Annotated in this window: 9 protein-coding genes; all 9 read left to right on the plus strand. The window is 54.8% G+C overall.

Annotated elements, in window-relative coordinates:
• Positions 1-162: 162 nt before the first annotated feature.
• Positions 163-468 (plus strand): HU family DNA-binding protein, encoded by a 306-nt coding sequence (locus RBR60_RS01145; protein WP_320353805.1) that lies wholly within the window; start codon positions 163-165, stop codon positions 466-468.
• A 2-nt stretch (positions 469-470) separates the two neighbouring features.
• Positions 471-1,487: a DNA polymerase III subunit delta' gene (holB, locus tag RBR60_RS01150; RefSeq protein ID WP_320353807.1), complete on the plus strand. Its 1,017-nt coding sequence runs from the start codon at positions 471-473 to the stop codon at positions 1,485-1,487.
• 81 nt (positions 1,488-1,568) lie between these two features.
• On the plus strand, positions 1,569-2,468 hold the full coding sequence (locus RBR60_RS01155) for a stage 0 sporulation family protein (protein WP_320353808.1): 900 nt from the start codon (positions 1,569-1,571) through the stop codon (positions 2,466-2,468).
• Positions 2,469-2,586: 118 nt separating this feature from the next.
• On the plus strand, positions 2,587-4,518 hold the full coding sequence (metG, locus tag RBR60_RS01160; protein ID WP_320353809.1) for a methionine--tRNA ligase: 1,932 nt from the start codon (positions 2,587-2,589) through the stop codon (positions 4,516-4,518).
• A 33-nt stretch (positions 4,519-4,551) separates the two neighbouring features.
• The gene (locus RBR60_RS01165; protein WP_320353811.1) at positions 4,552-5,958 is read left to right on the plus strand and encodes a penicillin-binding transpeptidase domain-containing protein; all 1,407 of its coding nucleotides are present in this window, start codon (positions 4,552-4,554) and stop codon (positions 5,956-5,958) included.
• Positions 5,959-6,101: 143 nt separating this feature from the next.
• Positions 6,102-7,292 carry a DegT/DnrJ/EryC1/StrS family aminotransferase gene (locus RBR60_RS01170; RefSeq protein WP_320353813.1) on the plus strand — a complete coding sequence of 397 codons (1,191 nt, stop codon included), beginning with the start codon at positions 6,102-6,104 and terminating at the stop codon, positions 7,290-7,292.
• Positions 7,293-7,324: 32 nt separating this feature from the next.
• Positions 7,325-8,404 (plus strand): iron-containing alcohol dehydrogenase family protein, encoded by a 1,080-nt coding sequence (locus RBR60_RS01175; protein WP_320353814.1) that lies wholly within the window; start codon positions 7,325-7,327, stop codon positions 8,402-8,404.
• A 228-nt stretch (positions 8,405-8,632) separates the two neighbouring features.
• Positions 8,633-12,364 carry an SIS domain-containing protein gene (locus RBR60_RS01180; protein WP_320353815.1) on the plus strand — a complete coding sequence of 1,244 codons (3,732 nt, stop codon included), beginning with the start codon at positions 8,633-8,635 and terminating at the stop codon, positions 12,362-12,364.
• A 184-nt stretch (positions 12,365-12,548) separates the two neighbouring features.
• Positions 12,549-13,388, plus strand: a complete 840-nt coding sequence (locus tag RBR60_RS01185) for a GGDEF domain-containing protein (protein ID WP_320353816.1) — start codon at positions 12,549-12,551, stop codon at positions 13,386-13,388.
• Positions 13,389-13,423: the final 35 nt, after the last annotated feature.

A 13,423-nucleotide genomic window follows, 5' to 3' on the forward strand; every position in this document is an offset into this window, starting at 1 on the left:
CCTGGCATACCGAAGGCGGTTCTTCGCAGCAGGGTTTTTCGGAAAAAAAGAGCGACATTTTCATGCCCCTGCACGCAGGATATGGCATAAGTCCTTGACTTCCGGAAACCTTCCCACTATGTACTGCGCTTGAATTTCTTTCCGCCGGTGAGGAGGCACACGATGAATAAACTGGAGCTGATTGCAACGCTCAAAAATGAAGCCGACATTTCCAAAGCAGAGGCTGCGGAAGTGGTTCAGATTTTTTTTGACTCCATGACCGAAGCCCTGGCCCAGGGAGAGCGGGTGGAAATCCGGGGGCTTTGCAGCTTTTTTATCAAAGAATACAAAAGCTACACGGGCCGCAACCCCAAAACCGGAGAAAAAGTGCGTATCCAGCCTAAAAAACTGCCCTTTTTCAAGTGCGGCAAGGAACTGAAGGAACGCGTGGATTATCCGCAGAAAACGGAAAAAAGCGTTAAAGGCTGACTTTGAACCCTGAAGCTCTGCCTGCATACGGATTTTGGCATCTTGAAGGCCAGCATACCGCCATTCAGGCTCTGGAAGGCATGATTCACTCCCAACGCCTGCCCCAGGGCCTGCTTTTTTCCGGCATGCCCGGATGCGGTCGTCTCCTTGCCGCCAGGACGCTGATGATGATGGGAAACTGCCAGGGAGAAAGCCCTCCCTGCGGAGTCTGCCGCTCCTGCCGTAAAATCCTTGAAGAAAAACATCCGGATTTTCTGAAACTTGCGCCCGTAAATGGTATCCTCCGCATCGAGGCTGTACGCGGGCTGACGGAAAAACTCATGCGCAGGCCCTACGAGGCCCGCATGCGCTTTGTTCTTATGGAAGAAGCGGAAACCCTGAACCGGGAGGCGGCCAACGCCCTGCTCAAGGTGCTTGAAGAACCACCGGAGGCCACCTATTTTGTGCTCCTCAGCAGCCAGCCCCACTGGCTTCTGGAGACCATCCGGTCCAGATGCCAGGAAGTCCGCTTTACGCCCCTCTCCGTGGAGGCCCTTGCGGCCCGCCTTCTTCCCCTTTCTCCGGATGCTGAGGCAGCCCTTGCTGCGGCAGAACTTGCCTTTGGCAATCTCAGGCAGGGCGAACGGCTGGCCCAGGAAAGCCATAAACGCCGCCTGTTGGCGCGCCTGCTGGCAGGCGGTTTTCCCCTGGCTGCCGCCACTGCCTTGCTCCTTGCGGAATGGCTGAGCCAGGACAAGGTCAGCGCTGAAATCACCCTGGATATTCTGGAAGGACTCTTCCGGGACATCTGCCTTGCGGCAACGGAGGCGGACGTGTTATGCACCCATGGGATTTCCCTTGATTGTCGGGAAGAACTCCTTAACGCAGGAAAAAAAATTTCTGCCCAGCAGGCTCTGGACATTGTATACCGTATCCGTGAGGTCAGACGGCGCATGGGGCAAAACGCCCTGCCCCGTCTTTCACTGGACGTGCTTCTGCTGGGCCTTCAGCCAAAGGGTTCCGGTTTCCCTCTGGGATGAGAAGACCGTATTTTATCTGAAACAGGCCGAGCGCCGGCATCAGGCTTGCCCTGAATCCGGCTTTCCGGCTTTGGGGGTGCCATGATCCGAATTGCAGGTGTCCGGTTTAAAGCCGCAGGCAAAATATATGATTTCAGCGCCGAAAACCTGGATCTTTCCCTTGGGGATGCGGTGATTGTGGAAACGGAGCAGGGTCTTGGCTTTGCCACTGTCGCCACGCCGGTTCGCGAACAGAAAACGCCCTACACAGGTTTTCCCTTAAAAAAAATGCTTCGCCTTGCACAGCCCGATGATTTTCTCCGTGTGGAGGAAAACCAACAGATTGAGGAAAAGGCCGCCCATTTCTGCAAAAAGGAAGTGGAAAACCTCAGCCTCTCTATGAATCTTTTTTCCGTGGAAAGCACCTTTGATGCTTCCAAACTCACCTTTTTCTTCACTTCCGAAGGAAGGGTGGATTTCCGCCAGCTGGTGAAAAACCTCGTCAAGGAATTTCGGGTGCGCATTGAGATGCGCCAAGTGGGCATCCGCCATCAGGCCAAAATGTGCGGCGGCATTGGCCGCTGCGGCCGTCAGACCTGTTGCAGCGCCTTCATTGAAAAATTTGAGCCTGTTTCCATCCGCATGGCCAAAGAGCAGGGATTGTCCCTGAATCCCACGAAGATTTCAGGGCTCTGCGGTCGGCTGATGTGCTGCCTCACCTATGAGAACAGCACCTACAGAGACCTCAAAAGCGGTGTTCCCAAGGTGGGCAAACTCGTGGAAACGCCCAAGGGGAAGGGACGGGTTACCCGTCACAATGTCATTGCCGGTCGCATGGCCGTGCGACTGGAAGACGGCCTCGAGGTTGAATTTTGTGTTGCAGAGGTGAAATCCCTGCATCCCTCCCCCCACTCCCACGGGCTTCCCGTACAACTTCCGGAAGACCTTTCAGAGGGTATGGATGAAGGGCTTGAGACGGAACTTTTTGATGACCCAGAATGATTTTTCCCCTTTCCCCCGCATCCGGGAGATCCACCATCCCCTTGCGGCATATCTGTTGTGGATGGAAAACCCTGGCAGGTCCATCCGCATGACGCCATGATTTTTCGGGAATCCCACCATGTCCGAGGCTTTTTACATCACAACGCCCATTTATTATGTGAACGCCCGTCCCCATCTGGGACACGCCTATACCACCATTGCTGCGGATGTGGCCGCCCGCTTTGCACGCATGCAGGGTAAGGCCGCCTATTTTCTCACAGGCACGGATGAACACGGCGACAAGATCGTCAAAGCCGCAACCAAGGAAAACAAAAGTCCCCGCACCTATGCGGATGCCATCAGCGCCGAATTCCGTAACCTCTGGCCCGCGCTTTCCATCTCCAATGACCAGTTCATCCGCACAACGGATCCCGCCCATATCCGCGTGGTTCAGCATCTGCTCCAGAAAATCTATGATGCAGGGGACATCTATTTCAGCGAATATGAGGGGCTCTACTGCTACGGGTGCGAACGCTTTTATACGGAAAAGGAGTTGGTGGACGGCAAATGTCCGGATCACCTGACAGCACCTGAAAAAATCCAGGAAGCCAACTATTTTTTCCGCATGAGCCGCTACCAGGAGTGGCTTGTGGATCACATTCAGAAGCATCCGGATTTTATCCGTCCGGAACGCTACAGAAATGAAATCCTTGCCTTTTTGCGGGAGCCCCTGGAAGATCTCTGCATCTCAAGACCCACCTCCCGACTGCAGTGGGGAATCCCCCTGCCCTTTGACGCACGCTTTGTCACCTATGTGTGGTTCGACGCCCTCACCAACTATGTCTCCGCTCTGGGATACCCGGATCATGAAGCATTCCAGACCTTCTGGCCCGGCGCGCAGCATATTGTGGCCAAAGATATCATCAAACCCCACGGCATTTACTGGCCCACCATGCTGAAAGCCGCAGGCATTCCCCTTTACCAGCACCTCCATGTGCATGGCTACTGGAATATTGCTGAAACCAAGATGTCCAAAAGCCTTGGCAATGTGGTGGATCCTCTGGCCATGAAGAACACCTATGGGGTGGATGCCTTCCGTTATTTTCTCATGCGGGAAATGGTGTTTGGCCTCGACGCTTCTTTTTCCGAAGAGGCCCTGGTGGGACGGATCAATGCCGACCTTGCCAACGATATCGGAAACCTTTTCAGCCGCGTCATTGCCATGACCCACAAATATTATGGCGGCAAGGTTCCTGCCCCGGACGTCTTTCAGGAGCCTGCCATGGACTTCGGTCTTATGGCAGGGGCTCAGGAGGCGGTGGATCATTTCATTGTCGAAATGCAGGCCTTTGCCTTTCACAAGGCCCTGATGGCCGTATGGGCTTTCATTTCCCAGCTGAACAAATACATTGATACCACAGCGCCCTGGGAACTCCAGAAACATGGCCAGCACCCTGAGCTGGATACGGTCATGTATAACCTCCTCGAAGGGCTGCGTATCATTTCCGGACTCATCTCTCCTGTGATGCCGGAGACAGCGGTGAAAATGCAGCAGCACCTGGGCCTTTCGGATCCGGATTTCAACAGTATCGACAAACTGAAAACCTGGGGACTCCTTCCCACAGGCCATACCCTGCCCAAGGCCGTACGCCTGTTTCCCCGTATTGAAACAAAAAAGGAAGACACGCCCCCCCTCTCCACGCCCCCTGTGTCTGCCCCTCCTGCCAAAGGACTCAAGGAGGCCAAACCCCCTGTCTCCATTGAAGAGGTACAGCGCCTGGATCTCCGGGTGGCCACCATCTCTGCGGCGGAAAGGGTTCCCAAATCCGAAAAACTTCTCAGGCTGGAGGTGGACCTTGCAGGGGAAACCCGGCAGGTGGTTGCGGGCATCGGACAGGACTACACCCCCGAATCCCTGGTGGGCATGCAGGTCATTTTAGTGGCCAACCTGAAGGCGGCAAAGCTCATGGGCGTCCGGTCTGAAGGCATGATTCTGGCGGCCAACGGAGAACAGGGGCTTTGCCTTGCAAGCTTTGACAAACCCCTTGAATCCGGAACCGTGGTCAGGTAGCTTTTTTTGAAACAAAGGGTGGGCTGGATTTTCATGTCGAACGTCTCTTACAAGCCGGAACCTTCATGGCGGAGGGAGCAGAGCCAGAGAATACAACAGCAGCGATCCGGAAAAAAGCGACAGAAATCCTTTAAGCGGGCAACGCGCATCCTGCTGGGTTTTTTCATTTTTTCCTTTGCTTTCTGGCTTGTTTCCCTTCTGTGGCAGAATGTCTCCAGGGAAAAACCTCCCCAAAAGGTGCAAGAGGAAAAAACCCTGCCCGCTGTTCCGCTTCTTTTCTCCGATAAGGAGTTGCGCCAGGCCCTGGAAAAACTTCCCGAGGCCAAGCAGGTGGAAACGCACATCCCCCTTTCTCTGTACGGCCTTTCTCTGGAAGCCCGGACCACATTGGATCCAGACCTCCAGCATCGCCTTGAAACCTATGTCCAGCAGGCTGAAGCCGCAGGACGGGGAAGACCGGAACTGCTTTCCCTGGTGGTCATGGAACCCAGAAGTGGAAAAATTCTCGGCCTTGCGGGAAGCCGCTCTCAGGTTCAGGGAGGGGATGCGGGCGTGGCCTTTACCCTGCATCCTGCGGCCAGTCTCTTCAAGATTCCCGCAGCCGCTGCTGCCATGGAACTCCATCGGCTGACACCGGATAGTCCCCTTTTTTTCAATGGGGAGATGTACACCCTTTACAAAAGGCAGATGACCCAGCAGGTTCATCGCCAGACCAACCGCATTTCCCTGAAGGAAGCCTTTGCCAAAAGCGTGAACCCCGTATTCGGAAAACTCGGGTACCACGATCTCCAGAAATCCGGTTTAAGTCAGTATGCCCAGCGCTTTGGTTTTGGCGATCTTCCCACCGGAACCCTGCCCGTGCCCGCCAGCAGCATACAGCTCAGCGAAACGCCCTACAGCTGGGCGGAGGTTGCCTCGGGTTTTAACCGCAGAACACGCATCACGCCCATCCACGGAGCCTGCATTGCCGCTGTAATTGCAGCCGATGGCATTCTGCCTCCTGTCCACATCATTGAAAAAGTCATGGACGCGGATGGAGTGATCCGCTATCAAGAATCCACAGCTGCCGGGCGGCATGCCATCCGAAAAGAAACCGCCGCCACCATGCGGACCCTGATGGAAAGCACCATCACATCGGGTACGGCAAGCCGGATCTTCCGCGGGCATCAGAGGGATCGCGTGCTTTCTTCCTTGCGCATCGGAGGCAAAACCGGCTCCATCTCCAATGACGCAAGGGACATCCGCTACGACTGGTTCATCGGATATGGCATCCATCCCGATGGCCGAAAAATTGTGGTGTCCATCATGGTCGGTCACGGCGCCTATATTGGAAGACGGGCCGGTGAATATGCAAAGAGCATCCTTTCCTTCTGGTTTGATCCGAGACGCATCTCCCTTGCATCGGATTCAAAGACTCCCACGGAAAAAGAGCTCCCTTAAAAAAAACTTTTTACGACTTTCCGGGGGTCCGTCAGGCCTCTGGAATTTCGTCTCTTGCTTTGTGGTATGGCATGGCGCCCTTGCGGACCCTGTGCTGACCCTGTTTCTGTTCGGACACTGTTTAGCCTTATAAGGAGATTCACATGCCGGGTTTTGAAATTTTCGGAGAAGAAGAACGCAGAGAAGTGCAGGAAGTTCTCCAGACAGGCGTTCTCATGCGCTACAATTTCGATGGCCCCCGCAAAGGCATCTTTAAAGCCCGGGATTTTGAAAACACACTGGCTCAGCGCCTGAGTGTCCGTCACGCCCATCTGGTTTCCAGTGGCACAGCGGCGCTTCAGGTCATGCTGGCTGCCTGCGGTGTGGGCGCAGGCGATGAGGTCATTGTTCCCACCTTTACCTTTGTGGCCACCATTGAGGCCGTTGTGGCCGCAGGCGCGGCCCCTGTTTTTGCAGACATTGATGAAACCCTCTGCCTCTGCCCCAAGGCTGCCGCCGCAGCCATCACGCCGAGAACCAAAGCCATCATGCCGGTTCACATGTGCGGATCCATGGCCCGCATTGACGCCCTGGCCGACCTTTGCCAGGAAAAAGGACTTCTTCTTCTGGAAGACGCCTGCCAGGCCCTCGGTGCCAGCTACAGGGGAAAGGCCCTGGGCAGTTTCGGGAGCATGGGATGCTTTTCCTTTGATTATGTCAAAACCGTCACCTGCGGTGAGGGCGGCGGACTCATCACCAACGATGAGGATCTTTACTTCAAAGCCCATGCCTTTTCCGATCATGGACACGATCATGTGGGAACAGATAGGGGAGCTGAAAGCCATCCTTTCATCGGTCTCAACTTCCGCATCAGTGAAATGAACGCCGCCGTGGGCCTGGCCCAGCTGCGCAAGCTCGATACCATCCTTGAAACCCAACGCAGGCACAAAGCCATCCTGAAGGACGCCCTGAGCCAGATCCAGGGGGTTCGTTTCCGTGAGATTCCCGATCCTGCGGGCGATTCTGCAACCCATTTAAGCTTTTTTATGGAAACCGAGGACAAGGCCCGCGCCCTGGCCAAAGCCCTTCCCGCCCATGGCGTGGACGGGGTGTTTTACTGGTATGACAACAACTGGCATTATATCCGCCGCTGGGATCACATCCGCAACATGACCAGCCTGGCCCGCCTCCCTCTGGAGCTGCGCCATGACACGCCGGACTATACAGGCCTTTCCAAGCCCGTTTCCGACGCCATCATGGGTCGGGCCCTCTCCATGCAGATCCGTCTGGCATGGACTGCAAAGGATCTTGAAGCACGCATCCAGGGCATGAAAAAGGCTTTTGCCTCCCTCTGACGCCCTTTGATACATCCATGAAAGGAAACCTTATGTATCGCAATCTGAAAGTTGTACCCCGTGTCGTGTTTGGCCGCGGCTCCTTTGACCAGCTGGACGCCATTCTGGAACCCCAGCGGAAAGGCAGCGGCATCATGGTTTTTATTCTGGATGATTTTTTTACGGGTAAGGCTCTGGATAAACGCCTGCCCCTGCGCGATGGCGACCTCGTCTTGCGGGTGAATGTGGACCATGAGCCCAAAACCACAGGCATCGACGCCCTCACTCAGCAGGTCCGGGATTTCTGCGGTGAAGGACGGTTGCCCGACGGCGTCATCGGCATTGGCGGCGGATCCATTCTGGACACGGCCAAGGCCGTTTCCCTCATGCTCACCAACCCCGGCCCCTCCCATGAATATCAGGGATGGGATCTCATCAAATTCCCTGCGATCTATCATGTGGGCATCCCTACCCTGGCAGGCACAGGTGCCGAGGTTTCCCGGACGGCCGTACTCACAGGGCCTGTGCGCAAGCTGGGCCTCAACTCCGACCACACCGTCTATGACCAGGTGGTTCTGGATCCCGATCTTCTCGAAGGCGTCCGCGAAACCATACCAGAACAATGGTTCTGGACTGGCATGGACTGCTACATCCATAATGTGGAAGCCCTCTGCGGCACCTTTGTCAATGAATACGCCAGGGCCTTTGGGGAACAATCCCAGGTGCTCTGCAGGGAGGTTTTTCTCGACCACCATGCCGAATCCGACGAAAAGCTCATGATGGCCTCCTATTTCGGCGGCATGAGCATCGCCTATTCCCAGGTGGGAGCCTGCCACGCCCTTTCCTATGGTTTAAGTTATGTCCTGGGACTGCACCATGGCATTGCCAATTCCATCGTGTTTGACTACCTTGAAGATTTCTATCCTGAGGGGGTGAAGGAATTCCGGGCCATGGCGGAAAAAAATCACATCCAGATCCCAAGGAATCTCACCTCCGGCCTCACTGAAGCGCAAATGGAAAAAATGGTGGAGGTTTCCATGGGCATGATTCCCCTATGGGAAAACTGCCTGGGCAAAGACTGGCAGCAGAAAATGAGCCGGGACCGCATGCGTCGCTTCTTTGAAAGAATGTAAAAAAACAAAAAAAAGGCCCGCAGGTCTTAAAACACCAGGGCCTCTGCCCAGAGTCCTTTAAATCCGTACAAAGTGCTTTCCCCTGTCAGGGGAAAGCACTTTGACAATCCTGCCATTATCGCGTAAATTCTCTTCTGTTTGCCATCCTTACGCTTCATGCCTGCCCCCATGGGCCGCACCCGAATGTTTTTTTTATGTATGATCTCCATAACCCTTTCAGAGGTATCCATGAGTTTTAAGAACGCCTCCCTCAGGGGTCTCCTGAAACGCCTGAAATTCGGCCGCAGTCTCGCCAGCGTTCCAGCAGGAAGCCTTGTGCTTTTCCCCCTTTGCCCAACCGAGCTGCATTGTGGTCTTGCCGGGCTCATCGCCTACAAAAAACAAGAGCAGAATATTCAGCCCCCGGCCTTATCCCAGGCAAGCCTCGAGACCATCGTCGCCGAAATTCGCCAATCAATTACAACCATGCCCTTTGCCGATCTTAAGGTGCTTGAAGAAAAAAACTTTGCTGAGTTTCTCGGAGGCGAAGCCCGTTTAGCCGACATGGCCCGCAAGGTTGACCTTCTGCGCAGTGAGGCCGCCATATTCCGGCTTTTCTCCGACCCAGACCTGCGCGAAGATCTGGAAGCAATCACCCGGATCATGGGTGAAAAAACTCTTGCACAGAGGGAAATCCTCACAGCAAAGCAGGCCAGGCTTTCCCAGGACAACCTGGTCCTTCTCCGATCCAGACTGGAAAAACTGCAGGACATGCACTGGCACCTTTCCAGAGACCTTCTGGCCAACCTCGAAAAAACACGGACGCTTGCGGGCAATGTTTCCCTGCCTCTTCCGCCCGAACATCTCAGCGTTTTTCACCGCACCCAGGCAGTTTTGAACAGCATTGAAATTCTTGAGGTCCGGGGCCGGGATTCCGCAGGCATTTCCCTTTTCTTTGTTCTGGATCCCGAGCACTTCGCCCTGTTCCGCAAACGCGTACATGAAGAGGGGCTCACCCCCCAGCTTGCGGAACGCAGCAATCCCAGGGTCCTGACCAACCAGTCCATCAGCATACAGAACCAGGTGCGCAAAGGCGCACACAAGATCAGCCTCGCCTTTACCTACAAGGTGGCAGCCGAAATCGGTTCCCTGGGTGACAACGGCGCATTTTTACGCAGCCAGATCAAAAACGATACCCTGCTGCACCTCCTCAGCCCCCTGCCCCGCCTGCATTTTTCCGTGGCCGCCCATACCCGATGGGCCTCTGTGGGGGAAATTTCCGTGCCCAACTGTCATCCTGTGGACAATCAGACCCAGGATCCGGGCAGTATCCGCTCAGGCATCATACAAGTGGCGCTGAATGGCGACATTGACAACTACATGGAACTCAAACAGCGCTATGAAAACCGCTGGGACACCATTCCTGCGGAAATTTCAACGGATACCAAAATCATCCCCCTCCAGGTGGAGCATTATCTCAGGGAAGGGGAAAGCATTGAGGAGGCCTTCCGAAAGGCAGTCTCAGATTTTGAGGGTTCCCATGCCATATGGATGCAGACAGATCTGGCGCCGGGTCAGCTCTTTTTAGCCCAGAAGGGTTCGGGGCAGGCCATATTTGTGGGAATCGGAAAAGACTATTACCTTGCGGCATCGGAAGTCTATGGTTTTGTGGAAAGTATGCCGACCTACGTGAAGGTGGAAGGCGAAAAGGTGGTGGAAGGCGAAAAGGGCAAAACCCAGGGCCAGGTTTTCATCCTGGATGAGAACGCCGAGGATCCTGTGGAGGACATCCGCGCCTTCTACTACGACGGAACGCCCTTTCCCATCCGAAAAGACATGGTCAAACATACGGCCATCACCTCCAGGGATATCGACCGCCAGGATTTTCCCCACTATTTTATCAAGGAAATCAGCGAATCTCCCCATTCCGTTGCCCAGACCCTTGCAGGCCGCTTTCGGATGGAAGATGCCGAAGAAGGTCGTTATACTGTTCTTCTGGAGCCTTCGGCCGTGCCGGAAAGTCTTGATCAGGAATTTCGTTCCGGGAAAATCCGCAGGGTCTTTTTCATCGGTCAGGGAACGGCCTCCATTGCAGCCCAGGCCTCTGCGGATCTGCTGCGGCACTATATCGGAGATCCCTCCATCCAGATCCAGGCCCTGAAAGCTTCGGAACTCAGTGGTTTTTTCCTTGATGACAAAGACCTCGCCGACGCCATGGCCGATTGCCTCGTCGTTGCCATCAGCCAGTCCGGCACCACCACGGATACCAACCGCAGCGTGGATATGGTACGCAGCCGCGGCGCAAGGACCATCGGCATTGTGAACCGCAGAGATTCGGACCTGACCTTCAAAGTGGACGGGGTGCTTTACACCAGTTCAGGCCGGGACATTGAAATGTCTGTGGCATCCACCAAGGCCTTTTACTCCCAGATTGTGGCTGGTGCCCTCCTCGGGCTTCACCTGACCAAGGTGCTTGGCAAAAGAAACGAGGATTTCATTGCCTCGGAAATCCGGGAGTTGGTGGCCATCCCCGACAAAATGCGCAAAGTTCTCTCACTGAAAACAGCCATCGGAGAAGGGGCAAAAAAACTCGCCGTTTCCCGAACCTACTGGGCCACTGTGGGATCAGGCCCCAACAAGAGCGCTGCGGATGAAATCCGCATCAAACTCAGCGAACTCTGCTACCGCACCATCTCATCGGATTATGTGGAAGACAAAAAACACATCGATCTTTCCGCAGAGCCCCTGATTTTCATCTGTGCTGCGGGTACGCGCAGCGCTGTCATGGGAGATATCATTAAGGATACAGCAATCTTCCATGCCCATAAAGCCCTGCCCGTGGTGGTGGTGGCCGAAGGGGATGATCGCTTTGATGGCTACGCCTCCCAGATCATTCCCGTTCCTGACCTGCCCGAGCATCTGGCTCCACTCCTCACCACCCTCGCGGGTCATATCTGGGGCTACCATGCAGCCCTGGCTATCCATGACGCTTCCCGCTTTCTCTATGAACAGCGTCAGCGCATAACAGGGGTGGTTCAGGAATTTTCCCGCAAAGGCATGGACATCCATGAGATTGTCCTTGAAAAGCGATTCCGCGAAGAGGTGGCCGTATTCGGCGCCCTGTTCCGGAAGGCCTTGTCCGAAGGTCCCCTCACCTTCCTTCTCAACGCCAGGGAGGCAACGGATATTCTGCTTCTCAGCAAATACCTCGCCGGACGACTGCCCATTGCGGATGTGGAAGTGGATTTTGCAAGGGTGAAGAGTATCCAGGCCGTTCTGGATCTCTTTTTTGAAAAACTTGGAAAGGCCATCAACCTGCTTGCCCGACCGGTGGACGCCATCAAACATCAGGCCAAAACCGTCACCGTGGGCACCAGCCGCATCAGTGAAAAGGTGGAAGGCCTTCTCTTTGATGCCCTGGCCGAACACGACATTCGCATCTCCCAGCTCAGCAGCCGCAATATCCTTGTCCTGCGCAACCTGCAGTCCGTGATTGCCAGGGTGAATGGCGCGTTTCTCTACAGAATCCAGGGCCTCAATCTTCTGGGAGAGGCCAATGGCCAGACCACCATTTCCCTGATCCGGAAAACGGGAACCCTGGTTTCCATGTCTTCCAGGACAGAAACGGATCCCACCTTAAGGGGCAGCAAGCGCATCATTGTCCATGAAGGCAATGTCTTCATCGGCCAGGGAAAAAAGGATGGCCGAAGGATCCTCATCATTCCCGCCTTTTCCGAGTCTGCCGAAGGGCACAGGGTGGTCGAATACCTGCTTTCCCTGGACGTAGCCTTCCATCCCACGGTACCGCTTTTTGCCCGGATGAAAGCCTTAGGCGGTAAACTGGATCGCATACGCAACAATGTGAACGAATACTCCGTAGGATGGAAGGATGAGTTTCTGGATCTTTTCACCACAGAGGAGCTGTTTGGCTTCAGCGCGGATAAAATCGTGGAGGAAATTCTGAAACGTCGGGCCGTCTGACTTCAGGGGGAGGCCTTGGGGTCTCCCCTTTCCCCGTTCTTACACGCCTGCAAACACAGCGCCTTCTGCCGGTCTTAAGGGAACCATGTCTCAGGATGCGGTAAAAGGGCTTCACCTGCAGCCCGGATCCTTGCCGGATTCTGTCTTCAAAAAACCAGAATTCCAGACCATAAAGGCTTTCCCCATGGACCCTCTTAACCTGGCCCTTTTCCATGAGATGATTCCCCTTGAAATGTGCATTCTCAATGCGGATCTGACCATTCTCTACGCCAATGCCCCCCTGACCCGAAGCACGGGTATCCATGATTTTTCAGGACGGAGCATGCACAGCCTGATTCCCAAGGCCCGTCTGGGCACCTTGCAGGTTCTCCTGGAAAAGGCCCGCATTGAAAAAAAGGAAGTCCGGTACACGGCCGAAGGGCTCATTGCAGAGGAAGATCGAGAAGTTATCCTCAGACACAATCCTGAAACCAACAACTTTTATGTGGTTTTACTCCGACATGCCTGTGAGCCCGTACGGGAGAATCTGGATGCCCTCACAGGCCTGCCCACGCGGGAAACCTTTATGGAACGCGCGGAACAACTTCTCCAGCAGGGACGCAGGACCAAAACCAAAATTGCCTTTGTTTTCATGGACCTTAATGGTTTCAAACCCGTAAATGATACCCATGGACATAAGGCAGGCGACGTGGTACTCCGGGTGATTGCAGACCGTCTGCAGGATACCATTCGTCAAACCGATATTCTGGCCCGCTTTGGCGGGGATGAATTCGTGATGGGCTTGAGCGACCTCAAAGCCGGCATTCACGCCTCCTTAAGTGTACGACGCCTCATGAAGGCCGTTGTCCAGCCCATTGACATTGAAAAATTGCAGGTTTCCGTTTCCGGAAGTTTTGGGGTGGCCATTTATCCCGATGACAGTAAAGACATCAAAACCCTGATCCGCTATGCGGATGAGGCCATGTACAGGGCCAAGACCGCAGGCCTGGGATATGCCTTTTTTGCCCCGCCCGATGAACTTTGAAGATCTGCCCAGCTCTTAGCTTTTTCCTGACCGGG

Source organism: Desulfobotulus sp. (genome assembly GCF_034006065.1).
Lineage (GTDB): Bacteria > Desulfobacterota > Desulfobacteria > Desulfobacterales > ASO4-4 > Desulfobotulus.

What these genes read in the sequence shown, in the direction of transcription:
- RBR60_RS01145 (WP_320353805.1), top strand. Translation starts at nt 163, where the DNA reads ATGAATAAACTGGAGCTGATTGCAACGCTCAAAAATGAAGCCGACATT.
- RBR60_RS01155 (WP_320353808.1), top strand. Translation starts at nt 1,569, where the DNA reads ATGATCCGAATTGCAGGTGTCCGGTTTAAAGCCGCAGGCAAAATATAT.
- metG (WP_320353809.1), top strand. Translation starts at nt 2,587, where the DNA reads ATGTCCGAGGCTTTTTACATCACAACGCCCATTTATTATGTGAACGCC.
- RBR60_RS01165 (WP_320353811.1), top strand. Translation starts at nt 4,552, where the DNA reads ATGTCGAACGTCTCTTACAAGCCGGAACCTTCATGGCGGAGGGAGCAG.
- RBR60_RS01170 (WP_320353813.1), top strand. Translation starts at nt 6,102, where the DNA reads ATGCCGGGTTTTGAAATTTTCGGAGAAGAAGAACGCAGAGAAGTGCAG.
- RBR60_RS01175 (WP_320353814.1), top strand. Translation starts at nt 7,325, where the DNA reads ATGTATCGCAATCTGAAAGTTGTACCCCGTGTCGTGTTTGGCCGCGGC.
- RBR60_RS01180 (WP_320353815.1), top strand. Translation starts at nt 8,633, where the DNA reads ATGAGTTTTAAGAACGCCTCCCTCAGGGGTCTCCTGAAACGCCTGAAA.
- RBR60_RS01185 (WP_320353816.1), top strand. Translation starts at nt 12,549, where the DNA reads ATGGACCCTCTTAACCTGGCCCTTTTCCATGAGATGATTCCCCTTGAA.